Origin of the sequence: Pseudoalteromonas qingdaonensis (genome assembly GCF_038739665.1) — a bacterium.
Classification (GTDB): domain Bacteria; phylum Pseudomonadota; class Gammaproteobacteria; order Enterobacterales; family Alteromonadaceae; genus Pseudoalteromonas; species Pseudoalteromonas qingdaonensis.
Genome location: NZ_JBCGCU010000006.1, coordinates 1 through 24,156, shown reverse-complemented (window position 1 = coordinate 24,156; position 24,156 = coordinate 1). Strand labels below are relative to the sequence as shown.

The 24,156-nt window shown below is 47.9% G+C and carries 22 protein-coding genes and 1 pseudogene; 12 read left to right on the top strand and 11 right to left on the bottom strand.

All coding sequences use genetic code 11. The features are described from left to right. Positions 1–2: 2 nt before the first annotated feature. Both WCN91_RS06985 and WCN91_RS06980 read right to left on the bottom strand, forming a co-directional pair. On the bottom strand, positions 3–1,178 hold the full coding sequence (locus tag WCN91_RS06985; RefSeq protein ID WP_342677605.1) for an isovaleryl-CoA dehydrogenase: 1,176 nt from the start codon (positions 1,176–1,178) through the stop codon (positions 3–5). Positions 1,179–1,183: 5 nt separating this feature from the next. Continuing rightward, positions 1,184–1,600: a MerR family transcriptional regulator gene (locus WCN91_RS06980; RefSeq protein ID WP_342677603.1), complete on the bottom strand. Its 417-nt coding sequence runs from the start codon at positions 1,598–1,600 to the stop codon at positions 1,184–1,186. Between the two features lie 293 nt (positions 1,601–1,893). On the opposite strand from WCN91_RS06980, the gene WCN91_RS06975 reads away from it, so the two are divergent. The 7 genes from WCN91_RS06975 (at position 1,894) to WCN91_RS06945 (ending at position 9,448) form a co-directional block, all read left to right on the top strand. After that, positions 1,894–3,087, top strand: coding sequence for a thiolase family protein (locus WCN91_RS06975; protein WP_342677601.1), 1,194 nt, complete (start codon positions 1,894–1,896; stop codon positions 3,085–3,087). Positions 3,088–3,150: 63 nt separating this feature from the next. Further along, positions 3,151–4,641: a CoA-acylating methylmalonate-semialdehyde dehydrogenase gene (locus WCN91_RS06970; protein ID WP_342677599.1), complete on the top strand. Its 1,491-nt coding sequence runs from the start codon at positions 3,151–3,153 to the stop codon at positions 4,639–4,641. Between the two features lie 57 nt (positions 4,642–4,698). After that, positions 4,699–5,856, top strand: coding sequence for an acyl-CoA dehydrogenase family protein (locus WCN91_RS06965; protein WP_342677597.1), 1,158 nt, complete (start codon positions 4,699–4,701; stop codon positions 5,854–5,856). A gap of 9 nt (positions 5,857–5,865) precedes the next feature. Beyond that, positions 5,866–6,642 carry an enoyl-CoA hydratase gene (locus tag WCN91_RS06960; protein WP_342677595.1) on the top strand — a complete coding sequence of 259 codons (777 nt, stop codon included), beginning with the start codon at positions 5,866–5,868 and terminating at the stop codon, positions 6,640–6,642. After that, entirely contained in the window at positions 6,642–7,775 is a 1,134-nt protein-coding gene (locus tag WCN91_RS06955; RefSeq protein WP_342677593.1) for an enoyl-CoA hydratase/isomerase family protein, read from the top strand. The genes WCN91_RS06960 and WCN91_RS06955 overlap by 1 nt, the downstream gene beginning before the upstream one ends. 9 nt (positions 7,776–7,784) lie before the next feature. After that, entirely contained in the window at positions 7,785–8,672 is an 888-nt protein-coding gene (gene mmsB, locus WCN91_RS06950) for a 3-hydroxyisobutyrate dehydrogenase (protein ID WP_342677591.1), read from the top strand. Between the two features lie 2 nt (positions 8,673–8,674). Continuing rightward, a complete protein-coding gene (locus WCN91_RS06945; RefSeq protein ID WP_342677589.1) occupies positions 8,675–9,448 on the top strand; it encodes an SDR family oxidoreductase in 774 nt (257 codons plus the stop codon). Positions 9,449–9,682: 234 nt separating this feature from the next. On the opposite strand, the gene WCN91_RS06940 is transcribed toward WCN91_RS06945, so the two are convergent. Further along, a complete protein-coding gene (locus WCN91_RS06940; RefSeq protein WP_342677587.1) occupies positions 9,683–11,422 on the bottom strand; it encodes a hypothetical protein in 1,740 nt (579 codons plus the stop codon). A gap of 168 nt (positions 11,423–11,590) precedes the next feature. Between WCN91_RS06940 and WCN91_RS06935 the strand changes: the two genes are divergently transcribed. Continuing rightward, positions 11,591–13,408 carry a protein kinase domain-containing protein gene (locus WCN91_RS06935; RefSeq protein WP_342677585.1) on the top strand — a complete coding sequence of 606 codons (1,818 nt, stop codon included), beginning with the start codon at positions 11,591–11,593 and terminating at the stop codon, positions 13,406–13,408. A gap of 469 nt (positions 13,409–13,877) precedes the next feature. Then, positions 13,878–14,048: a ribosome modulation factor gene (gene rmf, locus WCN91_RS06930; protein WP_105189745.1), complete on the top strand. Its 171-nt coding sequence runs from the start codon at positions 13,878–13,880 to the stop codon at positions 14,046–14,048. A 62-nt stretch (positions 14,049–14,110) separates the two neighbouring features. On the opposite strand, the gene fabA is transcribed toward rmf, so the two are convergent. Next, complete coding sequence (gene fabA / locus WCN91_RS06925) at positions 14,111–14,626, bottom strand: bifunctional 3-hydroxydecanoyl-ACP dehydratase/trans-2-decenoyl-ACP isomerase (RefSeq protein WP_105189746.1); 516 nt, start codon at positions 14,624–14,626, stop codon at positions 14,111–14,113. Positions 14,627–14,863: 237 nt separating this feature from the next. On the opposite strand from fabA, the gene WCN91_RS06920 reads away from it, so the two are divergent. The 3 genes from WCN91_RS06920 to WCN91_RS06910 are packed head-to-tail and all read left to right on the top strand — an operon-like array spanning position 14,864 to position 17,004. Beyond that, complete coding sequence (locus tag WCN91_RS06920; protein ID WP_342677582.1) at positions 14,864–15,721, top strand: 6-carboxytetrahydropterin synthase; 858 nt, start codon at positions 14,864–14,866, stop codon at positions 15,719–15,721. Beyond that, a complete protein-coding gene (locus tag WCN91_RS06915) occupies positions 15,714–16,574 on the top strand; it encodes a M23 family metallopeptidase (RefSeq protein ID WP_342677580.1) in 861 nt (286 codons plus the stop codon). Before WCN91_RS06920 ends, WCN91_RS06915 begins: the two co-directional genes overlap by 8 nt. Next, positions 16,567–17,004 carry an acyl-CoA thioesterase gene (locus WCN91_RS06910; protein WP_342677578.1) on the top strand — a complete coding sequence of 146 codons (438 nt, stop codon included), beginning with the start codon at positions 16,567–16,569 and terminating at the stop codon, positions 17,002–17,004. The genes WCN91_RS06915 and WCN91_RS06910 overlap by 8 nt, the downstream gene beginning before the upstream one ends. Before the next feature lie 224 nt (positions 17,005–17,228). On the opposite strand, the gene WCN91_RS06905 is transcribed toward WCN91_RS06910, so the two are convergent. From WCN91_RS06905 to WCN91_RS06875, 7 genes and pseudogenes are all read right to left on the bottom strand, one after another. Then, positions 17,229–18,545 (bottom strand): Na+/H+ antiporter family protein, encoded by a 1,317-nt coding sequence (locus WCN91_RS06905; RefSeq protein ID WP_342677576.1) that lies wholly within the window; start codon positions 18,543–18,545, stop codon positions 17,229–17,231. A gap of 2 nt (positions 18,546–18,547) precedes the next feature. Next, positions 18,548–20,485: a transglutaminase TgpA family protein gene (locus WCN91_RS06900; protein ID WP_342677574.1), complete on the bottom strand. Its 1,938-nt coding sequence runs from the start codon at positions 20,483–20,485 to the stop codon at positions 18,548–18,550. Then, positions 20,478–21,467 (bottom strand): DUF58 domain-containing protein, encoded by a 990-nt coding sequence (locus WCN91_RS06895; RefSeq protein ID WP_342677571.1) that lies wholly within the window; start codon positions 21,465–21,467, stop codon positions 20,478–20,480. Before WCN91_RS06895 ends, WCN91_RS06900 begins: the two co-directional genes overlap by 8 nt. Position 21,468: 1 nt before the next feature. After that, entirely contained in the window at positions 21,469–22,377 is a 909-nt protein-coding gene (locus WCN91_RS06890; RefSeq protein ID WP_342677569.1) for an AAA family ATPase, read from the bottom strand. 5 nt (positions 22,378–22,382) lie between these two features. Beyond that, positions 22,383–22,763: a response regulator gene (locus WCN91_RS06885; RefSeq protein WP_342677567.1), complete on the bottom strand. Its 381-nt coding sequence runs from the start codon at positions 22,761–22,763 to the stop codon at positions 22,383–22,385. A 330-nt stretch (positions 22,764–23,093) separates the two neighbouring features. Then, positions 23,094–23,525, bottom strand: a pseudogene (locus tag WCN91_RS06880) (NAD-binding protein); the annotation flags it as partial. A gap of 393 nt (positions 23,526–23,918) precedes the next feature. Further along, positions 23,919–24,156: transposase (locus WCN91_RS06875; RefSeq protein WP_342676409.1), on the bottom strand; the 238-nt coding region annotated here is incomplete at its 5' end.

Below are 24,156 nucleotides of genomic sequence, written 5' to 3'. Positions count from 1 at the left end.
CCTTAGCGGCTTTCGCTGAACAGTTCGCGGCCGATCAACATACGACGAATTTCAGATGTACCGGCACCGATTTCATACAACTTGGCATCACGTAATAGACGGCCAGTAGGGTATTCGTTGATATATCCGTTACCGCCTAGGATTTGAATTGCATCCAGGGCCATCTTAGTCGCCAGCTCGGCAGCGTAAAGGATAACCGCAGCGGCATCCTTACGTGTGGTTTCACCGCGGTCACAGGCGCGGGCTACGGTGTACACGTATGAACGCGCCGCATTCATTTGCGTGTACATATCGGCAACCTTACCTTGGATCAGCTGGAACTGACCGATAGGGGTGTCGAATTGCTTACGCTCATGGATATAAGGCACAACCACATCCATACAGGCCTGCATAATGCCCAGTGAACCGCCAGAGAGAACCACGCGCTCGTAATCAAGGCCGCTCATTAGCACCTTAACGCCTTCGTTTAGGTTACCTAGGATGTTTTCTTCTGGTACTGCACAGTTTTCGAATACCAGTTCACAGGTGTTTGAACCGCGCATACCTAGTTTGTCTAGCTTTTGCGCTTGGGTGAATCCCGGGGTGTCACGTTCAACGATAAAGGCGGTGATGCCTTTAGGGCCGGCGTTCGCGTCGGTTTTCGCGTAAATTACATAGGTGTGGGCGTCTGGACCGTTAGTGATCCACATTTTATTGCCGTTAAGGATATAGTGGTCGCCTTTTTTCTCTGCTTTTAAGCGCATAGAAACCACGTCAGAGCCCGCACCTGGCTCACTCATGGCCAGGGCACCAATGTGCTCACCGCTGATCAGCTTAGGCAGGTATTTTGCTTTTTGCTCTTCATTACCGTTACGGAAAATTTGGTTTACACACAGGTTAGAGTGGGCACCATAGCTTAGGCCGATAGAGGCACTGGCACGGCTTATCTCTTCCATGGCAATTACGTGCTCAAGGTAGCCAAGGCCAGCACCGCCAAATTCTTCGCTAACCGTCATGCCCAACAGGCCCATATCACCAAACTTGGTCCACAACTGGTTAGGAAACATATTCTGTTCATCGGTTTGCTCAGCTAAAGGCGCAATCTCGGCGCTGGCAAAGCTATTAACGTGGGCGCGGATCATATCGGCGGTTTCGCCTAGGCCAAAGTTAAGCTCTTTATATAGAGAGATAGTACTCATGATGATTAATCCTGTTGTAAATGTGAAAGAGTTTCACGGCAGCGTTTTTCGGCCGTTACGAGTTCCATTAGTACGACTTTAATGTCGTCCATTTGCTGTATTAGGTGTGCTTTCTTCTCTTCGATAAGGTCTAACATAGTGACTAACTGTTTGGCGCTGGATTTGTCGGCGTCGTAAAGCTCGAACAAGCGGCCGGTTTCCGCCAGGCTAAAGCCCAGGCGTTTGCCACGTAAAATCAGCTTTAGACGGACCTTATCGCGCTTTGAGTAAATGCGGGTTTGGCCGTTACGACGTGGCGTGATCAGCCCTTGGTCTTCGTAGAAACGAATACTGCGGGTGGTGATATCGAATTCTTTTGCCAGATCGCTGATGGAGAAAGTTTGTTCCATTTGCTCATTCGGGCTTTGGCTTTGCTCAGTCATCGTTATTTAGTCTTATCTACTACAAAATATTAACACCAATATAAGTGAAGTTTACGTAAAGGTAAAGCTGGATTTCAACTCTCTTTAGAAGGGGTAAGAAAACATAAATTTGTGCGTAAAAGCTTGCATTTATTGGTGTTGGGAGAAAAGCTAGGATTTTTAAATAGCTTGCTTTGGGCTGGTTAGATAAGTTTACAGCTTAGAAAATGTACATTTTAAACTTATCTAATTGACGTTGGCGTAAACGTAAATTTTATGTATGCTCAAGTGAAATTGATTATGGAGACCCGAATATGAGCTCACAGTTAAACGATAATGACATTGTAATTGTCAGTGCAAAGCGTACCGCCATGGGCGGTTTTATGGGCGCCTTGAGCGGCGCAAGTGCCACCGAACTTGGTGCCACTGCTATTAAGGGCGCGCTCGAGAGTGTGAATATTAACCCCAGTGAGATCGATGAAGTCATTATGGGCTGTGTTCTGCCTGCGGGTCTAGGTCAGGCGCCGGCGCGTCAGGCTATGCTTAAGGCGGGTATGGATAAGCACACAGGTGCGACCACCATTAATAAGGTGTGTGGCTCTGGTCTTAAAGCCGTTATGTTGGCCCATGACCTTATTAAGGCCGGCAGCGTAAACAGCGTAGTGGCTGGTGGCATGGAAAGCATGTCTAACTCGCCTTATATGCTACCTAAGGCTCGTGGCGGCATGCGCATGGGTCACGGTGAAGTAAAAGACCATATGATGATGGACGGTCTTGAAGACGCATACGATAACCTGGCCATGGGTTGTTTTGCCCAGGCTACGGCTGATCAATATGATATTACCCGTGAGCAAATGGACGAATTTGCCGTCGCTTCATTGGAAAAAGCCAACAAGGCTATCGGCAGCGGTGCATTTACTAACGAAGTTGTGGCGCACACCATCAGTACGCGTAAAGGCGACCTGGTAGTTGATACCGACGAGCAACCTGGTAATGCTCGCCCAGATAAAATTCCTTCGCTACGTCCAGCATTTAAAAAAGACGGCACCATTACCGCGGCAAACTCATCGTCTATTTCTGATGGTGCCTCGGCCTTAGTAGTAATGAGCTATGCGCAGGCACAGAAATTAGGTCTTGCACCTATCGCACGTATCAGCGGTCATAGCACGCATTCGCGTTTACCTGCGGAATTCACCATTGCCCCAGTGGGCGCCATGGAGAAACTGCTGGCCAAGCTAGAGTGGAGCACGGATGACGTGGATCTGTGGGAAATCAACGAAGCTTTTGCCATGGTGACCATGTTGGCCATTAATGAAATGGGTCTGAATAAAGACAAGGTAAACGTTAACGGCGGCGCCTGTGCCCTAGGTCACCCAATCGGTGCCAGCGGTGCGCGTATTCTGACTACACTTGTTCACGCATTGCGTAACCAGGGCAAACGCCGTGGTGTTGCTTCTTTATGTATCGGTGGCGGCGAAGCCGTAGCCTTGGCAGTCGAAGCACTTTAATTTTTTCAGCGCCCGTATAACGATAACTTCCGGGCGCGCAGTCAATTTGGGGAGACCTGTATTATGCACAAGGTGCCATTATATATCGGCGGCGAAATGCGCCAATCTGAAACATCTCAGTGGTTAGACGTAGTAAACCCGGCTAACCAGGAAGTACTTGCACAAGTGCCTATGGCCACCGAAGCAGAAGTAACTGAAGCCATTGCTTCGGCCAAAGAAGCCTTCCAAACCTGGAAAGAAGTACCGGTAAGTGAGCGTGCGCGTATCATGATGCGTTACGCCCAGTTACTAAAAGACCATCACGACGAGCTGGCCACCATTATTTGCCATGAGCTTGGTAAAACCTTTGAAGATGCCAAGGGCGACGTATGGCGTGGTATCGAAGTGGTTGAGCAAGCGGCTAATGCACCATCGAACATGATGGGTGAAACCGTGTCTAACGTTGCTCGTAATATCGACACCTATTCACTTATCCAGCCATTAGGCGTGTGTGCCGGTGTAACACCCTTTAACTTCCCGGCGATGATCCCATTGTGGATGTTCCCGCTGGCAATAGTATGCGGTAACACCTTCGTATTGAAACCGTCTGAGCAAGACCCGCTTACGCCAATGCGTTTGGTTGAGCTGTTCGAAGAAGCCGGTGCACCTAAGGGCGTACTGCAAGTAGTACATGGCACCAAGGGCCAGGTTGATCAGCTACTAGAGCACCCGGATATCCGTGCTATCTCATTCGTAGGCTCGTGTGGTGTTGGTCAGTACATTTACGACAAGGGCACGGCGAACCTTAAACGCGTGCAATGCTGCGTGGGTGCGAAAAACCACATGGTCGTGATGCCAGATGCGCATAAACAAAACGTGATCAATAATCTGGTTGGTTCATCGGTCGGTGCTGCCGGTCAGCGTTGTATGGGTATTTCGGTCGCCGTATTCGTTGGCAGTGCGAAAGACTGGGTTGATGAGCTTAAAGATGCTCTAAGTGTCGTTAAGCCAGGTCCATGGGATCAAGCTGACTCAGCCTACGGTCCGCAAACAACCATAGCCGCGAAGCAACGTATCTTGTCGCTCATTGCCCAAGGTAAGCAAGAAGGCGCCGACTGTCTGCTTGATGGCTCTGACTTCACCGTCGAAGGCTATGAAGAAGGTAACTGGGTTGGACCTACGCTGTTCACCAATGTAACGCCAGAGATGGCCATTTACCGCGAAGAAATCTTCGGCCCGGTATTGTGTTGTGTGTTTGTAGACACCTTGGACGAAGCCATTGCCCTTATCAATGACAACCCATACGGTAACGGTACTTCTATCTTTACCGCCAGCGGCGCTGCGGCACGTAAGTTCCAGCACCACATTGAGGTGGGTCAGGTTGGTGTTAACGTGCCAATCCCTGTGCCATTGCCATTCTTCTCGTTCACAGGTTGGAAAGGCTCTTTCTACGGCGACCAGCATACCTATGGTAAGCAGGGTGTCCGTTTCTATACCGAGACCAAGACCATTACCGCGCGTTGGTTTGAAGACGATGTGGTAAGTGGACCAAACATGAGTATTGACCTTAAATAATTTCTTTTCGGGTCGCCTCTGTGCGGCCCGTAAACATGTAGTACAAGAGAGTGTGTTATGGATTTTAATCTTAGCGAAGATCAACTGGCCTTTGCCGATATGGCCGAACGTTTTGCCAGTCAGGAACTAGCCCCATTTGCAGCAAAGTGGGATCAGGAACATATTTTCCCCAAAGAAACCATTCAAAAAGCCGGTGAGCTTGGCTTTTGTTCACTTTACACCCCGGAAGAAGCCGGTGGTTTAGGCCTTTCTCGACTAGACTCTAGCATTATTTTTGAGCAGCTGGCCAAAGGCTGTACCGCCACCACCGCAATGTTGACCATTCACAATATGGCGACCTGGATGGTAGCAAGTTTCGGTACCCAAGCGGCCAAAGACACCTATTGCCCTGAGTTGGTAACAGGTGAAAAACTGGCTTCTTACTGTTTGACTGAGCCGGGCAGCGGTTCTGATGCGGCCTCACTTAAAACCAAGGCCGTACGTGATGGCGACCATTACTACATCACGGGTTCAAAAATGTTTATCTCCGGCGCCGGCAGCACAGAAGTGCTGGTGGTCATGGCCCGTACTGGTGAAGATGGCCCCAAAGGCATTAGCGCCTTTGTAGTTCCAGCGGACGCGGAAGGGATCAGCTATGGTAAAGCGGAAGAGAAAATGGGCTGGAACGCCCAGCCGACTCGTCTGGTTACCTTTGAAAACGTACGTATCCCGGCGGATCACCTGTTAGGTAACGAAGGCGAAGGCTTTAAGTTTGCCATGCAGGGCCTAGATGGCGGTCGTATTAATATCGCTACCTGTTCAATCGGTACTGCACAACAAGCCTTGAACACGGCAAAAGCCTATCTTAAAGAGCGTGAGCAGTTCGGTAAGCCGCTGGCGGCATTCCAGGCATTGCAATTTAAATTGGCGGATATGAACACCGACTTGGTGGCAGCACGTCAAATGGTTCGCCTGGCGGCCTTTAAACTGGACAGTGGCGATAGCGAAAAAACCGCTTATTGCGCTATGGCCAAGCGTTTTGCTACCGATGTGGGCGTAAAGGTGTGTGATGATGCACTGCAGATCCACGGTGGTTACGGTTACATCAAAGAATACCCGCTTGAGCGTCATCTGCGCGATGTACGTGTTCACCAAATTCTCGAAGGTACGAACGAAATCATGCGCTTGATCGTTGCTAGACGTATTCTGGCCGATGAAGTGAACGAAATTCTTTAGGAGGAAGTTATGTCAGCACAAATTCAACTAGAAAAAAAAGGGCACATTGCCGTGCTTACCATGAGTAATCCGCCGGCAAACACCTGGACTGAACAAACGCTAATCAGCCTTAAAGAGCAGGTTGAAGCCCTTAACGCCGATAAAGACATCTTTGCCCTGGTACTGACAGGCGAAGGTGAGAAGTTTTTCTCTGCCGGCGCCGACTTAAATGTATTCGCCAGTGGTGACAAGGGCGTAGCTGCGCAGATGTCACAAGTATTTGGTGCCGCCTTTGAAGCGCTAAGCAATTTCCGCGGCGTGTCGATTGCCGCAATCAACGGCTATGCCATGGGCGGTGGTCTGGAAGTGGCCCTGGCCTGTGATATCCGTATTGCTGAAGAGCAAGCGCAAATGGCACTGCCGGAAGCCAAGGTGGGTCTGCTTCCTTGTGCCGGTGGTACTCAGAACCTGGCATGGCTGGTGGGCGAAGGCTGGGCGAAGCGCATGATCCTGTGTGGTGAGCGCATTAAAGCCGACAAGGCCAAAGAGATCGGTCTGGTAGAAGAAGTGGTAGCCACAGGTGGCGCCCTTGATAAAGCCATGGCCCTTGCCGAGCAAGTGGGCGAGCAAAGCCCAGTGGCGGTGAGCTTCTGTAAAGAGCTTATCCAGAAAGGTCGTCACGGCGATATCACCAGTGCATTGCCGCTTGAGCGCGAGCTGTTTGTGAAATTGTTCGACACCCAAGACCAAAAAGAAGGTGTAAACGCCTTCTTAGAAAAACGCAAAGCGAACTGGGTGAACGGCTAATGGATACACTGATCCCTCTCAATAACCCAGAATCTGAGGTGGTGTTTGAGCTGGCTCAGTGTAGCAATGGCGCAAAAATCGCCCTTGCTACCTTAAATGTGCCCAAAGCACTCAATGCCTTAAATCTTAATATGATCCGCCTGCTTGATGAGCAGCTGACCAAGTGGCAAAGCGATGACGAGGTTGCTCTCGTTATTATCAAGGGCGCTGGGGAAAAAGCCTTTTGCGCCGGCGGTGATGTGGTTAGCCTGCATCGCGCCATGGCCACGGGTGAGCCCAAAGACTATGTTAAGACCTTCTTTAGCGAAGAATACCGTCTGGACTATGCCATTCATTGTTATGACAAGCCTATAGTCGTCTGGGGTGATGGTTTTATCATGGGCGGCGGCATGGGCCTGATGGCTGGTGCCAGTCACCGCGTGGTCACCGAGCGCTCTAAGCTCGCCATGCCGGAAATCACCATAGGCTTATACCCGGATGTGGGCGGCAGCTATTTCTTACAAAAAGCGCCGGATCAGGTGGGTTTGTTCCTCGGTCTAACTGGGGCGCTAATGAATGCCGATGATGCTCGTTTTGCCAGTTTGGCGGATCACAGCATCGACAGTGAGCGCTTTGTAGATCTGCTAAGCACCTTGTGTGAGCAAAGCTGGGGCCAGGTTTCCGCCCTTAATCACGATAAGCTGACTCAGCTTCTGAAGAAATTCGAAAGCGAGTCTAAGGCGATGGAAAAAGGTGGCCTGCGTAAGCATCAGGCAGTGATCACCAAGCTTGCCGAGTTTGACACGCTAGAAGCCAAGGTGGATTACCTGAGCGCCCTAGAGACCGACGATAAGTGGCTCGCCAAGGCCATTAAAACTCTGAAACACGGTTGTCCGCTTAGCGCGCATTTAGTGTTCGAACAGCTTAAACGCGCTCAGGGTTTATCCCTTAAAGCCTGTTTCCAAATGGAACTGGGCATGTCGGTAACCTGCTGTGAGGTGGGTGAATTCCAAGAGGGCGTACGTGCACTCTTGATAGATAAAGACATGGCACCCAAGTGGCAATACCCCACTTTAGAAAGTGTGCCTGCGGATGTAATTGAACGATTTTTTGCACCCATGGGTGAGAGCCACCCGTTGTCAAGCTTAGCTTAGGAGAAAGGCATGGCTAAAATAGGATTTATCGGCCTGGGTAATATGGGCGCGCCAATGGCGCGTAACCTGATTGCCGCCGGCCACCAAGTGCAAGTATTTGACTTAAACCAGCATGTGGTCAGCCAATTGGCAGAAGAAGGGGCAAGGGCCTGTAAAAACGCCAATGATGTCGCCGAGGGTGCGAATTTTGTGATCAGCATGCTGCCAGCGGCCAAGCATGTGCAATCACTGTATTTAGGCGATGATGGCTTAATTAACCACCTTGGTGACGATACCATAGTGATTGACTGCTCAACTATAGATGCGGCCAGTGCCAAGAGCCTTGGCGAAGCGCTAATGGACAAGGGCATTGCCTTTGTTGACGCACCGGTTTCAGGCGGTGTAGCAGGTGCCGCGGCGGGTACCTTGACCTTTATCGTCGGTGGTGCGCAGGAGCACTTTGAAGCGGTTGAACCGATTTTGCAAAACATGGGTAAAAACATTTTCCATGCCGGTGCAATCGGCGCCGGACAAGTAGCGAAAATCTGTAACAACATGCTGCTGAGCATCTTGATGGCAGGTACCAGTGAAGCGCTGCAAATGGGGATCAACCACGGCCTTGATCCTAAGATTCTGTCTGAGATCATGCTTAACAGTTCAGGCCGTAACTGGACGCTAGAGCTTTATAACCCATGTCCGGGTGTGATTGATTCCGTGCCTTCAAGCAACCAGTATCAGCCAGGCTTTATGGTTGATTTGATGGCCAAAGACTTAGGTTTGGCGTTGGAAGCGGCGCAAAACTCAGGCTCGGCAACCCCGCTTGGTGCGCTTAGCAAAAACCTCTACACCCTGTTGCAAAACCAAGGGGCGGGAGCGAAAGACTTCAGCGCTATTTTTACCCTATTTGAGAAGAAATAAGCATGGATTTAAATAATAAAACCATAGTTGTCACCGGTGGTGCCCAGGGCTTGGGTCTAGCCATGGCGCAAATGGCCGCCGAACAAGGCGCCCACTTGGCCCTGATCGATATGGACAGTGCTCTGTTGGATGAAGCTGTGACGCATTTACGTCAGGCCAGTACCAATGCGGATGCAAAAATTAAAGCCTATGTGGCCAATGTCAGTGTTGAGCAGGAAGTGGAGACGACCTTTGCCGCTATCGCCAGCGACTTTGGTGCCATTCATGGTCTTATCAATAACGCTGGTATTTTGCGCGATGGTCTGTTTATCAAGGCCAAAGAAGGCAAGGTGGTTGATAAGATGTCGCTGGCGCAGTTCCAGTCTGTTATTGACGTTAACCTTACCGGTGTTTTCCTATGTGGCCGTGAAGCTGCGGTACACATGGTTGAAAGCGGCGAGGGCGGCGTTATCATCAATATGAGCAGTGTGGCTCGTGCTGGTAACATGGGTCAGACCAATTATTCTGCGGCGAAATCTGGCGTGGTCGCCATGACGACCAGTTGGGCCAAAGAGTTAGGTCGTTTTGGTATTCGCGTGGGCGCTATTGCTCCGGGCGTTATTCGTACCAAAATGACGGATGCCATGAAGCCAGAAGCCAAAGAGCGCTTAGTTAAGATGAAGCCTGTAGGCCGCCTTGGTGAAGCCGAGGAAATCGCCCATACTGCCAAGTATATCTTTGAAAACGATTTCTTCACCGGCCGAGTGGTAGAAATCGACGGCGGCATTCGCTTGTAATACCAATTCTGTTATATATGTGATCAGAGATAGCGCTGGATAAATGATATGAACACAAGGCGGGATTTTTCTTATGTAGTAATTCTACATATAAAAATTCCAACACAGTGAGCATGATATTTAGCCCGCTAGAATGATTAGCTATTTAAGTGAATTGGTATTGTACGTAAATTTGGCGTAAAAAAAGGCGGTCACTGTGAAGTGACCGCCTTTTTTGTGTTTGCTTGTTATTCGTTAATTCTTGCGAATATGCGAGCTTGAACTTAGTTGTAAACCATGACCATTGATGTCTGTGGTCATAGAGGTAGAAATGTCCTGCTCGGCCAGGGCCTTAAGTTCAGGGGGCGTTTCTTGACCACTCGCCTCGTTGGCGGCAACGACAATCTTCATTAATGGTGCCAGTTTTACTGTCATACCAAGCAGACCATTGGCTTCAAGCGCTTCGTTTTGCAAGGCGCCGGCCTGTTGCTCGGCTTGCTCACCCGTATATAGCGTAATGTGATTGCCCTTTACGGCCAATTTAACGTCTAAATCGTGCTTCATGCCCATTTCCAGCAGTTCGTTAACCGAGACTGGGCTGCCATCGCTTGGTACATTTACACCTGCCATATGAGGTACCAGAGATTTAGCGGTATTGATAAGCGTCATAGGATCGTCGGCGCTGAGAGTGAACAGGCCGCTAAATTGCTTGATATCAGGGGCGTGCGGGTTCGTTAAATCCAAGTCCAGGTCGTTAATGGTCACACTGACACCTTTTACGCCAGCAAACATACCTGTGGCCATGGCGATAGCCATAGGGTTTGCGCCTTGTGCTTGCTCTTGGGCCATTAATAATGGCTCACATTCAAACTCGGCTTGAGTGAAGGAGGTCCATAGGGTGTTGGTTAGAGAACCCACCTTTGATACGTCAATGCCATAACCTAGGCTCAAAATGGCGTCGTCGGCATCGGTAACATGTTTGGGAATAAAGCCGCGCAGAGTTGCTAATGCACCAAGCAGGTCGCTATCACTGCTTTCAAAAATCATATCTATATCGAAGTTAGCATGGCTGCTGGTCACTTCCAGATCTGATGTGCCCCAGACCAGGCCCGGGAACTTAGTTGCTATGGCAGGCAGGTCTTTTTTACAGCCTGGAGTACGTACTGCATCCAAGGCGTTGGTCTTACCGGCCTTGCTCATAAAGGTGTCTAACATGGTACCTAGGCGCGAAGGTTTTTCTGCAACTAGGGCCGAAACCAAGGCCTTATTATCGATAAAATTGACCGAGCTGCCATCCCAGCCATATTTGTCGGCGTAAGCTTGTAAACGTCCTGTGCTTGCCAGTGAGCTGGTCGGCTTTTTAGCCGCCAGTGCCAAGGCGAGATCGTCTTCACTGCTTACCATATCGCTGTTTAGAGTTAAGGTTAACCATTGCCCCTGAACGCTGAGAACTAGCTCAAGAGACTGACCTTGCTCTGCTTCTAGAATAAAACGAGTATAGGCGGTGTTATTCAGTGTTTTTTCTTCGTGGCTGATCCCCGCCTTGTCTGCGGCTTCTTTCACCGTATTGACAAAGATGTCTGGCTCGGCCAGCTCGATACGGGCTACGGGCATAAGGCCAACCGCATAGGTCAGGTAACGCAGTTCGCTGCCAAAGCCCCATATCTTATCGGCGCTTTGCGTGGCTATGGCTTGCTCATATTTTTCTAATAACTCGGCGATAAATACAGCAATGTTATCGCCATCTTGTTTTAGTGCTTCTGTGATCTCACTAAACTGACCGCGTTGCTCTTCGCTAAGCTGAGTTGCGGGTAGCAGTTTTGCATATTGCTCATAAGGAAAGGGGGTGAGCTGAGAGGCAAAAAAGACAGTGTCTGCGGGTACATAGTCCAATTGTGCAAGTTCTATTTTGGCACTGGATTGATTGCTTTGCTGGTAATAAACACCGACACCTAGGGCGGCAACGACCGCAGCACCAATGAGGACTTTCTTCATGAGAACTCCATTTCTAGTTGATAATTATTTCGAGCAAAAAGAATACTTTAATGTGCGGTTCTTCACAAGCGCAGGGGAATGATGAATTTGTTTCCTGTTATTTCGAATGGTTAAAAAAAAGCGTAAACTGAGCAGATAGTTAGCACTTTTACAAACCTTGAGGCGGCGGTGGCGCAACGACCGATCACGAACTTTTACATCAACGAAGAGCAGTCTATTTATCTGCTCTCACACCGTGATGCAAAAAAACACAAGCAATGGCTAAATATCTGTATTAAACAGCTGACCATGCTGGGTTATCGGGATGTTGAGCTAATTGGCTCCGGTGCTTATGGCTTTGTGTTTGCCGGTGTGGATGACAAAGCGCAGCAGTGGGTATTTAAGTTTTCCCGTATTACCTTGGCGCAATCTGTGCGTGATCGCCTTGAAGACGAAGCCTATATGCTATCTCGCTTCGACCATCCGATGATCCCTAAGTTTTATGCCTTTGAGCGCATAAAAAAGCAGGGAATACTCATGATGGAGCGCTCTCAAGGCCACGACCTTGAGCATTTTTCTCTGCGTTTAGGGAAGATATCCGCAAAACAAATCTTGGCTCTTGGGTTGCAATTACACCAGTTACTCTTGCTGCTGCGCCAACATAGAAACGGCCTTGCACCCACGCCCGTGGTTCATGGCGATATTAAACCCTCCAATCTGGTGTGGGACCCCAATAGCAGCGCCTTATCTTTGGTCGATTGGGGCAGCTCCGTTTATGCTCAGCTTGATGCCGAGGGGCATCCTGTTGGCGCCAATGTGATGGATTTAATGTCGGCGGATATTACCAATACCAATGCCCGCATGGGGGATGTGTACTTTATCGGTGATGAGCAGATGTCTGGTGCTAAATCGTCGCCGCGTTTTGACGAGCAAGGTGTGGCCTCAACGCTCTATGCGCTCGCTTCCGCTCAGTCCTGTCGCTTTGGTGCTCAGGTTATTCCCGCCAGCTCTTTGGGTTTGCCTGTGGAGTTTGCCAAGGTGATTGATGGCATGCTCAGTAAAGATAAGGCGACGCGGGACAGTGCTGGGGATTATTTTATTCGTAATATGCCAGCCATGGCGCGAGCTTATGTGCCTGTGCAGCAGCGCGTTGCGTCCAAGTCGATGATCCCGTTTTGGAGCTCTGTTGCCGATATTTTGCCCGACACTGTAGTATATAGCTCGCGCAAACAATTTTTACGTCAGGCCGACAGCGATCAGCGCTTAAGCGATGTAAATGATGCTCAGTTAGAGCGTTATTATCGGGAGTTTCTGTTCGATACCGGCGATACGGAAAAAGCCTTTCTTGCCGCCATTAGCCGCCTGGCTAAATACCCTGTGGTGGGCGGTCTGAGTTTTCACTGGAAACAGGACAGCCTGTTTGTCGAGTCCAGCTTGGTACTTTATGACGAGTCCCTGCAATTGGCGTTTCAGGATGCGGTGGACAACACGGTGAAACTGGCTCAGGGCATTGAGCAAAAGGGCTTGTTTAAGTGTTGTCTGTTCGATGCCAGGCAAACGATTCAGCTAGAGCGAGACGACACAGGCGCCTTTGCGTTTGAGCAGCTGCCTGAGCTCAGTTATGACGTCACGGATATTCCCACTAAGGAAATGCTAAGGCCGCACTCCTACTTTGAAGATGGCAAGGATCCGGACGAGCAGTTGCAACTGCCAAAAAAGATCATCCAATGCGTTTTCGAGCTCAACAAAATTCACCATACCGGCTGTATTATTTTTGAGTCATTAGCGCAACGTTTGAAAATACACCATTATTATCGCCTGCTTGATGCCAGTCAGGAAGCGCGATTTGCCCAGTTATTAAATGAAATTATGCAGTATGCCATGAGCATAGACGGGGTAGGTGTGGCGGGCTTTATGAAGCTGCCTTATAAGAATACTCGTGAGTTTTCATTGTGCGCAAAACAGCCGGATTATTTTTTATCAAAGAACCCAAAAAAACATAGTTGATGCAAAAATTAACATAAGAATGGGGTTCGTCAGCGCAGTTTCACAAAGAACTGCGCCACTTTTCTTTTCTACCAAATGCCCGCACATATTATATCTAGTCAGATAAAAAAATAAGACTTGAAAACTGCTTCAAGAGACGGCAGATTGAGCTTAGGGACAGCGGAACTTATTAAGTGTTTTGGCTGTCAGTAGTTGTAAGCATTGTCCGTTTTGTGCAAAAAAACATTACCGCTAATTACACGGGGTTTTAGCACAACCGACTATGCGCTTATTACGGAGTCCACGTAATCGGTCGAAGAAACAGAGGTACGGCCACTTTTTTTCGCAGTCAATAACTGCTCATTTAGCCGCAATAGCCCAAGTTGGTTTAATTATGGCTTTGAAAAGTGACAGTTCTATTAATTATCCATTACTTGTAGATGATAAAAACACTACAAATGACGAAACTACAATGGTGAGGACTTTACCTATGAAGAGACAAAAACGTGATCGTTTAGAACGCGCCCATTCTCAAGGATATAAAGCAGGCATGGCAGGCCGCTCAAAAGAAAACTGCCCCTACCAGCAACTCGACCCGCGATCACAATGGCTTGGCGGGTGGCGAGAAGCCATCGAAGAACGAGCTCAATTTAAAGTCTAAATTATCAATTAAAACGCCGCTATAAAGCGGCGTTTTTTGTGGTCTTTGGTTACCAGGGGCGATTAAAACGCGCTGGTATCTTGGAAAAGACCCACTTTTAAATCTTTTGCTTCGTAGATAACGCGGCCATCTACTTCTACAGTACCATCGGCCATACCCATAAATAATTTACGCTTAATAACGCGCTTCATATCGATGCGATAGGTTACTTTTTTCGCCGTAGGTAGGATTTGACCTGTGAATTTCACTTCACCCACACCGAGAGCGCGACCTAGGCCTGGGCCACCTGACCAACCTAAGAAAAAGCCGACGATTTGCCACATAGCATCAAGGCCAAGACAACCAGGCATAACCGGATCGCCCTTGAAGTGACAGTCAAAGAACCACAGTGATGGGTCAATATCCAGCTCGGCTATGATCTGGCCTTTACCGTGCTCACCACCGTCTTCGGTAATAGAAACGATACGGTCCATCATTAACATATTATCGCTAGGCAGACGACAGTTGTTCTCACCGAACATTTTGCCTTCACCACACAACACCAAGTCTTCTTTCGAGTAGCTATTCTTACGTTCCATATCACACTTATTGTTTGAAAATTTGCAGCTACTTTAGCGTACACATGTACGCTAAACAACTCTGAGCAGTCAATTTATACCTTAGTTTTACCCCTTGTTTATGTAATTTATGTGAACCTGTCGTTGTGTCACTGTTATAGGGCCTGAAAAAATCAATAAATCGCCAAAGGGGCAGCAATTTAACCCTTTCCCCTGTATAATTTGGGCAAAATTATCAATTGCTTGTTAGGCTGACCTATGACTTTGTTTGTCAACGATCTTACCGTTATCGATTTTTCATATTTTTGTCCCGACCGTGGACCGGTAGGAGAAAGTTGGATTGTTGATTTGACCCTGGATGGGGCTTTAAATGATGAGTCCATGGTGCTGGATTTTGGCTTGGTAAAAAAGCAGATAAAGCGCATTATCGATGACAGCGTCGACCATACCTTGGCGGTGCCAATGCAGGCGGATATAAGCCTGACTGAGCGTGACGACTTAGTGATTCTTGATGCGCACTTTGGTGCCAAGCACCACCTGGCTATGAGTGCACCGCTGCAGGCGGTAAGCAAAATCGATGCGCCGCGCATTGATGAGCAGGCCTTAATCACGCATCTTATTGCCTTGATCACACCGCAATTACCGGTCAATGTTACCGGCATGGGTTTGCATTTACGCCCTGAGCCAAGTAACAGCTTCTATTATCATTATTCTCACGGCTTGAAAAAGCACGATGGCAATTGTCAGCGTATTATTCATGGTCATCGCAGCACACTAGGTATAGAGCTTGATGGTATGGCAATGCCGCGCCTGCAAAAACAGTGGGCTGACCGCTGGGAAGATATCTACCTGCTTAGTGCAGAAGATCAGGTTGAAGCAACGCAACTGCAACATATTCAAGCCAAAGAGGGCGACCTTTGCAGCCGCTATCGCTCGACTCAAGGTGAGTTTGAGCTGGCTATTAGTGCCGAGCGTGTTGAAGTACTCCCTTGCGATACCACGGTTGAATGTATTGCCGACTTTATGGCGCAAGAATTAAAACGTGAATACCCGGATAAGCAGGTTAAGGTAACGGCTTATGAAGGGGTAGGGAAAGGGTCCATCAGTTATGCTTAAACGCCTTATTAGCTCAGGCCTGTTTACGCTTGCCTGCCTTAGCAGTTCGCTCGTTGCCGCCAAAGCGGCGCAATTGCCCCAGCCCTTGGTTAAGGGCACCCTAACGCAAGGCGCCATGCTTATTGGTCAATTGCTGAATGCGCAAAAAGTCGTGTTTGCTGAGCGTGAACTTAAACGCAGTGCCGAAGGTTACTTTGTCTTTGGTATAGACCGTGATGCCGAGCTACAGCAGCAGCTAAAATGGCTTGATAAGCAGGGTAACTGGCAGCAGCTCGATTTTAACGTCACCCAGCGTCAGTACAAGATAGATAAAATCGAAGGGGTGGAGCAAAAGTACGTAGAACCACCTAAAGAGGTGTTGGCACGTATCAGTAGCGATGCCGCCATGGTTCGTGAGGCCCGCGCCAATGAGTCTGACCTGACAGATTTTATCGCGCCCGTGTATCGCCCAGCCAAAGGTCGTATTTCTGGTGTGTATGGCAGTCAAAGGTATTTTAACGGTACGCCTAAACGCCCTCATTTCGGTTTGGATATCGCCAATAAGACGGGCACACCCATCTATGCACCTTTACCAGGACGCGTAGTGTTTGCTCATCCGGATTTATATTACTCAGGTGGTACTGTGATTATCGATCATGGCCACGGTATCAGTTCAACCTATATCCATATGCACAAGGTGTTGGTGGAAAAAGGTGAAATGATAAAAACAGGCGAGCGCATCGGCCAAATTGGTGCCACAGGGCGGGTGACAGGCCCGCATTTAGACTGGCGTTTTAACTGGTTTAACACCCGATTAGACCCGCAACTTATGATGATAGATACTTTAGCGAGCGAAGCTAACACGAATGACTAATACCCTAGATAAAGAAGCCGTTGTTGCACAGCGTATTCAAGACTCAATTACCCATGTAACTAAAACCGTGTTTCCTGGGCGTACCAACCACCACAACACCTTGTTCGGTGGCGATGCCTTGGCCTGGATGGACGAGGTTGCTTTTATTGCTGCAACCCGTTTTTGTCGCAAGCCCTTGGTAACCATTTCATCAGACCGCGTTGACTTTAAAGAAGCGATCCCTGCTGGCACCTTTGCCGAGTTAGTGTCTAAGGTTGTACACGTAGGTAACACCAGTTTAAAAGTGGACGTGGAAATCTTCCTTGAAACCATGCACAAGGACAACAAGCATTTAGCTATTCGTGGTAGCTTCACCTTTGTTGCCGTTGATGAAAACCACAGACCAACTCCTGTAGTCTGTGAGCGAATGATAAACGGGTTTCAAGACTAAGCATTTATATAATGCACTGATATAAGAATGGGAGCTAAGGCTCCCTTTTTTATTCTCCCTGTCAACAATGAACACATCATACTATTTATTTGTTCTAATTAATCTCAGCTAACCTAACTTGTGGTTATTGCTTGTTTTTCAAGGGAATGGCGGATAGTGGTGTTAGTAGTATTAAAAAAGATAAAAAGCCGCGATGCGGCTCTTTTTGAATCTAGCTTTTTTGTCTAAAGCACCATTGCTGCTATCCAGCCGAACAGGACTAAAGGAATATTAAAGTGGATAAAGGTTGGCACCACTGAATCCCAGATATGATCATGTTGGCCATCGACATTTAAGCCCGAAGTTGGCCCCAAGGTTGAGTCCGAAGCAGGGGAGCCGGCATCCCCTAACGCACCTGCGGTACCAACCAGGGCTACGGTGGCCATGGGAGAAAAACCCAGTTGCAAACACAAGGGCACAAAAAGGGCGGCGATAATGGGCACGGTAGAAAACGAACTGCCTATGCCCATGGTGATCATCAGGCCAACCAATAAAATAAGCAGGGCAGCCAAAGGCTTATTACCGGCTATCATATCCGCTGCGCCGCTGACTAAAGTATCGATATGGCCGGTGGTTTTCATTACCTCGGCAAAGCCTTGAGCTGAGATCATAATAAAACCTATCATCGCCATCATGGCCACGCCTTTAGAAAACACATCCTGGTTTTCATGCCATTTAACGATACCAAAAAGGGTAAAAACCATAACCCCAACCAAGCCACCGAGGATCATAGATTGACTCATAAACTGGGCTATCAGGGATAAAACAATGGCTAAGGTGCCAACCAATAACACCTTGCCTGGGTTTTCAACTGCTAAGGACTTGGCCTCAGTCACTATGCTGTGATTATATTCACGCTTGCGACGATAGCTGATAAACACAGCCACCAATAAACCCACAAACATGCCAATGGCGGGGATGATCATGGCCTGTGGCACCAGGTTTTTGTCGATAACCAAAGCATTTTCAACCAGGTTAAGGTGCAAAATATTGTACAGATAAATACCGCCAAAACCGTAGGGCAGTACCATATAAGCGGTGGCTAAACCAAAGGTAAGAATACAGGCAATGGCGCGGCGGTCCAGCTGCAAGCGGTTAAAAATTCCCAAAAGCGGCGGTATTAAAATAGGAATAAAGGCGATATGCACGGGGATCAGGTTTTGCGAGCTTAAGGCGCAAAACAGCACCACAGTCATAATCGCGAAGGATAAAAAACGCTCTGAGGTTTGCTCTTTTCCCATTAACGCCAATAAGCGCGCTGCCAATAAATTGGTCAGTCCAGATTTGGCGATGGCCACGGCAAAGGCACCAAGCATGGCATAACTTAAGGCTATTTCGGCGCCTCCGGAGAGGCCGTTATTAAAAGCCGTAACCGTATCGGTAAGGGAAAGCCCGCCAACCAAGCCGCTGACAAGCGCCGCGACCGTCATGGCGACAATGACATTGACCCGAAAAAGGGTCAATAACAGCATAAGAAATACGCCGACAATGACTGAATTCATTTTTAACCTATTATTTTTATTGATTTATTTACTGCTTTTTTAAGCTCTGAACACTGTTTTTTTGTGAGCGGCTTCTGCTCATAGGTGGTCTGAACATACAAACGTGAAATGTGTTCCATCTGGGTTTTAAGTTGCGGCGTATGCATCGCCAAGTAGTTCAATTGCGCCACCGGCGTCAGTTGCTCTGGTGATAAAAGGGCAGAAGTGTCAGCCGCATTAAAAAGTTTGTTCAGCTGCTTAGCACTGAAGCTCAATTGCACCTTGCGATGGCGCGAACTGAGGAGCAAAACAACAAACAATACCAGGGCAATGCCTATAACCACAAGGGCCATACTGTATTGTGCGAGCTGACTCCCTAGCAAGTCTTTTAGGAAGTTATTTTGTTTTTCCTGATCAAACCCCAGCACCCATTTGGTCCAGCGGTAATCGATTTTCTCTAATTGAATCCGCAGCCAGTTTAATGATTTGAAGCCACTTAGCTGTAATAGCCCAAGATTCAAATTATCGCGAAACTCCTGCTGCAGCTCATCGACCTGAGATAAAGAGCCATTCAAGCGCTCCGGCGCTACCACTGAGGTGGCATCAAAACGTTGCCATTGTTCACCATTGTGATATTCCACCCAGGCATGAGCATCGTATTGATATACAGAAAGATAATTACTGTCGCCGACATTTTCTCCACCCAGATAACCAGACACCAAACGAGCCGGAATGCCGATGCTGCGCATCATAAAAGCACTGACACTGGCGTAATGACCGCAAAAGCCACGTTGAGTCTGAGTGAGAAAGATATCCAAGCTGTTAGTGCTGGTAATGGGAGTTGGCGTCAGAGTATAAGTAAAACCTTGAGTGCGGTAATAATCATAGAGCTCACTGACAAATACGTCAGCATTGTCGCTTTTTGCACCAAGACGTTTGGCCAGAGCACGGGCCTGCGGATTGCCTTGCCCTGGCAATTGGGTGTAGTACTGATACTCGGATTGGCTTAGCGCCGCGGACAATTGTGGACGATAACGCAAAGGGTATTTAAAGTTCGACGCCGATGGGTCCTGGCGCAGCAATAAACCATCATTGATGTTTCTGACATCGGCAGCACGGCTAACCCCATCGCCCAAGGTATATAGCCAAGGATTGGCGCTTTTTTCTAGGTATATTTGCGCCGAATTCGTATAGGCAGCCCAATCTATATTTTTACGCTCATGGGTTGGGGCTTTTTCTTTTACCCAGGCCTTACCATCAAAACTGGTATGTAACATGGCACGCCAGTAATAGGGCGGAGCTGCTTGTTCATCATTAAACTCGGCGCGAAATACCAGTTCATCGGATTTTGCCAAACTGGCGATATCAAAGGGGTCGACGCGTTCATTCAAGCCTGTTTTAGCGGTATTAGCGCCGGGTAGCTGCCAAAACGCCGGCATTTTCGGCACAAACACCAGCATTAAGGCTGCTAAAGGTACGGCAATACAGAGCGAATAAATGCTCTTGCGCACGGCCAAACGTGTGGTGGGCAAGCCGTTTAGGCTAGCCAGAGCTATGGTTAAGGTGACGAAAAAAATGGCTACAAGTACAGTGCTATAAAGTGATTGTTGATAAAGAAACACGGTTGAGATAGAGAAAAACGTCAGCACTATCACGGTTTGTTGTTGTTTCGCACTCTTTGCCTGCAACAGTTTCAAAATACTGGCCTGTAGCAGCATGATCACAAATAACAAGACACTTTGTTTTAGGTTTACGGTAATAAAGAGGACCGCCAATAAGGCTGCGGCAAGAATATTGGTCACCAGCATGGCTGGGCGTTTGAGCCCCTTGTTTGCTAATAACAGGTTCCAAAGGCACAGCAGTAGCAGCAGGCTTAACAGCATGGTCGGCAACTCGGCCGCCAACATCATCAGGATGCCGATATAAATAAAGCTAAGGGCAGTGCTGGCAAAATTACTCATGGTGTGAGCCCGACTTTTGATAAAGGGCGAGGGCACGCAGCGCCTTGAGATAATGCTCATCGCTGTTATCACAGGCAAGCGTAAGGCCAGGCAGTTTGATGGCTATGGGAGTGTGTTGGATTTGCGCCTGCTCAATACTATAAGCCATTAGGCTTAAGCGGTTTTCAACATCGCCAGGAAACTGCTCAAAATCAACCACGTAGGCGCTGTCGGCCTCGGTAATAAACTCTTTGACTAAAAGCTGCTCACGCTTGGCAAAGTGTTTCCAGGAAACACGGCGGTAATCGGCGAGTTGTTTATGCTCTTTAAGACCATCGAACTCATCATTACCGGACTGGCTTAAAGTACCGGAAGTTTGTTGCGGCGCGTCATCAAGCGCTTGTTTACTTAAACCATGATTATGGGGCAGAGGAGCCGGATAAACATAATAATCGGCGTTTGCTTCGAGGTAGCTCCATACCTTGGCTAAGCCAAATGGATAGGTGGAAAACACCTTTAATCTCGGTACCTTATAATAACCACGGGCTTGTTTAGCGCATTGGATGGAGACATCCTGGCTGCTATTTTCGACCTTCTCAACTAAAGCCGTATTGCCTTGCCACTGTAATTGAATGGCATAGCTGTTGCGCTGCTGATTCGCCAGACTCAGGCGATAAGTGCGTCCTTGATTGGCATAACCATTGGCCACTTCTTTGAATTGCAACTGCAGCCCTTTGATATTGGCGTAGGACTGGATCAAAGACATAAGCACCAGCACCAGCATTAAATAGGAGCTCAGTTGCACCAGATTATTTTGATAGTTTGCGGCAAGTATAAAATTCAGAGCGGCCACCAGGATAAAACCAAACCCCAGCTTTGAGGGCAGCACATAAACTGTGCTGTGACCTAAAGTGAGCGACGTGGTTTTATGTTTATCTCTTAGCAGCCAATCTTGTAAGCGATAGTGAAGTGGGGCGAATGCCTTGCGCAGCAGGGCGGTCATGCTAAAGCGGCACCTTAACCCGGCGTAAGATATCGTCGCAAACACTGGCCTGACTGTAATTGTCATGTGGATTGATACGATGTTCACAGATGCTGGCAAATACTGCCTGCACATCCTCGGGCATCACATAATCCCGGCCTTCCAAAAACGCCCAGGCTTTAGCGCCTTGGGCCAGAGCAATACTGGCTCGCGGTGATAAAGGATGGGTAATATTACGGTCATGACGAGTCAGAGTCACCAAGGCGAGAATATAATCAACCACGGTATTGGCGATACTGATATTATCCACCTGATTTTGCATTTGTTGCAGTTCGGCGCAGCTGATAATAGGTTCTATGGTTTTGTGCCTTTGCGGGCCTTGGCCTTTTATCAGCAGTTTTTCTGCGTCTGCCGGTGGAAAGCCTAGGCTAAGGCGCATAAAAAAGCGATCCAGCTGGGATTCCGGGAGAGGAAAAGTCCCGGATTGATGCTGGGGGTTTTGCGTGGCAATTACGAAAAAAGGCTCGGGTAAGGTGTAGCGCTCGGAGTCAATACTGACACAGCCTTCTTCCATGGCCTCAAGTAAGGCACTTTGAGTTTTAGGGCCGGCACGGTTGATTTCATCCGCCAACACAATTTGGCTGAAAATAGGGCCTTTGTGAAACGTGAATTTATGCTCTTTGGTATTAAAAATACTGGCGCCGAGAATATCAGCGGGCAATAAGTCACTGGTAAATTGAATCCGTTGATAACTCATGCCCAGGGTTTGCGCTAGACCGTGAGACAAAGTTGTTTTACCCATGCCTGGCAGGTCTTCAAGCAATAAATGGCCGCGAGCCAGCATGGCGCATAAAGCGAGTTTTATTTGTTGCTCTTTGCCATAGATGACATCCGCTAAGCCCAGCGTCAGTTGTTTTAATTTTTCTTGCATAGGGATTAATTAAGCTCTAAACGCTTCATAACCATGTCGACCTTATTGGCATTAAAGGGTTTACTTATGTATTCCTCGGCGCCAAATTCCCAGTTGTGCTCAACATTCTCGTAAGAGTTATGGTCAGCACAAAGAATGATTTTACTGTGCGGATGCAGCTCCGACAGGTAGCTGATAATGTCACAACCGTCGCAGTCGGGTAAGGCAATATCAACAAAGATAACCTTGGGATCGAGTTGAGCGAGTAAAGGCTTAGCGTCGTTAATATCCGCGCTACCGGTGATCTGGTCATAACCTAGGTCGGTGAGAATCGCGGCTAAAGAACTGCGCATGGACTGATCATGGTCGATGATCAGAATTGGCTCCAGCGGGCGAACAAACTCCATAATGCATCTTTTTTATTGCTGTTTTAAACAATACTATGCGATAAGGCGCATTTGCTCAATACAACCAAGGCATGATTGAACACTTATAGTGAATTTAATCGAAATTTAATGTGAAGCTATAGCCGCTGTATCAGATCATTGTTAGTGCTATAGAAAAGAGCTGAATAAGATTTATAGAAACCATTAAAATGTCCGATACCGTCTAGTATTGGACATATATAGGCGCGTAGATCTGTGCTGCTGGACATAAACCTAAACAACCTATAATTTATGTTATGTTAAATAGGGTGTTTAAAAAGATTAATAAGGTAAAGTCCTTTGTTATTTGGCTCATACTAAATCTTTTAATTCCGGCGCGTATTGCTGCATATAGTCTTTCACTAGCTTCACGTACTCATCATTGTCCTGAAACGGCAAGTTGGCATCAAAGCCCTCGTCGGTTACCCGCATCATTTTCTTATCATAGGAATCGAACTTGGAAATGATATCTGCTGCCTGTTCGCTGTTTATGCCAAGCGCTTCATAAGCGGCGCGCCCTATACGCAATGAGCTGTCGTAGGTTTCTCGGATAATGTCACGGCAACCCAGTGCCCATAACTGATAAACATGATGTCTGTCTATGGCTCTTGCTAACACATGAACATGGGGATATTTCTGCAAAACGTACTGAGTTAAGGTGGTGATTTGCTTTTTATCGTCCAGGGCTATCACCAATAATTTCGCTTTATCTATTCCGGCACTATTTAATAGATCAGGCCGTGTCGCAGCCCCATAAAACTAATGCACACCGATACGTGCCATGGCTTCCAAATGTTGATAATTAAGGTCAATAACCGTGGCACATTTGCAAGAACTACCCCGGCGATAAAGGTACCTAAAGCCGGCGATAATCCAACTAATGTCATCATTAAGGCTATGCCTATCACCAGGAATAAATTACCGGCTATCAGATAACCAAGTACGGAGCCTAAACCAAAGCGCGTGGCAATGGGAACGGCCACTATACCGGAGATAAGATAAATACAGGCGACAATACTTCAATTTGCCCTTGAGCTAGGAATACCAATTCACGCTTAAGGGCAAGTTTAGACGACTATTTATACTAAGGCTTTGATTTTGCCTAGGGCCTGTTGATCTTTGCTGTACATATTTTACTCAGCAATACATCGGCAGCCACATCATTGAAAATGCCAGTGACACCATACTGGCATAATTCCTCGCGAGTTTTTCATATCTAGTTGATATTGAACGATAATGTTTTATTCGTGCGAATGCATTTTCAACTAAGTGCCTATATTTATAAAGACACCAATCGACACTCTCTTTGTCCATATCTTGGCCATAATTTCGTTTGGGTATGACAGAAGCGCCTCCTTTGGCTTCAATATATTTT

What these genes read in the sequence shown, in the direction of transcription:
- WCN91_RS06900 (WP_342677574.1), bottom strand. Translation starts at nt 20,485, where the DNA reads ATGAGTAATTTTGCCAGCACTGCCCTTAGCTTTATTTATATCGGCATC.
- mmsB (WP_342677591.1), top strand. Translation starts at nt 7,785, where the DNA reads ATGGCTAAAATAGGATTTATCGGCCTGGGTAATATGGGCGCGCCAATG.
- WCN91_RS06960 (WP_342677595.1), top strand. Translation starts at nt 5,866, where the DNA reads ATGTCAGCACAAATTCAACTAGAAAAAAAAGGGCACATTGCCGTGCTT.
- WCN91_RS06915 (WP_342677580.1), top strand. Translation starts at nt 15,714, where the DNA reads ATGCTTAAACGCCTTATTAGCTCAGGCCTGTTTACGCTTGCCTGCCTT.
- WCN91_RS06965 (WP_342677597.1), top strand. Translation starts at nt 4,699, where the DNA reads ATGGATTTTAATCTTAGCGAAGATCAACTGGCCTTTGCCGATATGGCC.
- WCN91_RS06905 (WP_342677576.1), bottom strand. Translation starts at nt 18,545, where the DNA reads ATGAATTCAGTCATTGTCGGCGTATTTCTTATGCTGTTATTGACCCTT.
- fabA (WP_105189746.1), bottom strand. Translation starts at nt 14,626, where the DNA reads ATGGAACGTAAGAATAGCTACTCGAAAGAAGACTTGGTGTTGTGTGGT.
- WCN91_RS06910 (WP_342677578.1), top strand. Translation starts at nt 16,567, where the DNA reads ATGACTAATACCCTAGATAAAGAAGCCGTTGTTGCACAGCGTATTCAA.
- WCN91_RS06975 (WP_342677601.1), top strand. Translation starts at nt 1,894, where the DNA reads ATGAGCTCACAGTTAAACGATAATGACATTGTAATTGTCAGTGCAAAG.
- WCN91_RS06920 (WP_342677582.1), top strand. Translation starts at nt 14,864, where the DNA reads ATGACTTTGTTTGTCAACGATCTTACCGTTATCGATTTTTCATATTTT.
- WCN91_RS06970 (WP_342677599.1), top strand. Translation starts at nt 3,151, where the DNA reads ATGCACAAGGTGCCATTATATATCGGCGGCGAAATGCGCCAATCTGAA.
- WCN91_RS06945 (WP_342677589.1), top strand. Translation starts at nt 8,675, where the DNA reads ATGGATTTAAATAATAAAACCATAGTTGTCACCGGTGGTGCCCAGGGC.
- WCN91_RS06980 (WP_342677603.1), bottom strand. Translation starts at nt 1,600, where the DNA reads ATGACTGAGCAAAGCCAAAGCCCGAATGAGCAAATGGAACAAACTTTC.
- WCN91_RS06895 (WP_342677571.1), bottom strand. Translation starts at nt 21,467, where the DNA reads ATGACCGCCCTGCTGCGCAAGGCATTCGCCCCACTTCACTATCGCTTA.
- WCN91_RS06940 (WP_342677587.1), bottom strand. Translation starts at nt 11,422, where the DNA reads ATGAAGAAAGTCCTCATTGGTGCTGCGGTCGTTGCCGCCCTAGGTGTC.
- WCN91_RS06885 (WP_342677567.1), bottom strand. Translation starts at nt 22,763, where the DNA reads ATGGAGTTTGTTCGCCCGCTGGAGCCAATTCTGATCATCGACCATGAT.
- WCN91_RS06955 (WP_342677593.1), top strand. Translation starts at nt 6,642, where the DNA reads ATGGATACACTGATCCCTCTCAATAACCCAGAATCTGAGGTGGTGTTT.
- rmf (WP_105189745.1), top strand. Translation starts at nt 13,878, where the DNA reads ATGAAGAGACAAAAACGTGATCGTTTAGAACGCGCCCATTCTCAAGGA.
- WCN91_RS06890 (WP_342677569.1), bottom strand. Translation starts at nt 22,377, where the DNA reads ATGCAAGAAAAATTAAAACAACTGACGCTGGGCTTAGCGGATGTCATC.
- WCN91_RS06985 (WP_342677605.1), bottom strand. Translation starts at nt 1,178, where the DNA reads ATGAGTACTATCTCTCTATATAAAGAGCTTAACTTTGGCCTAGGCGAA.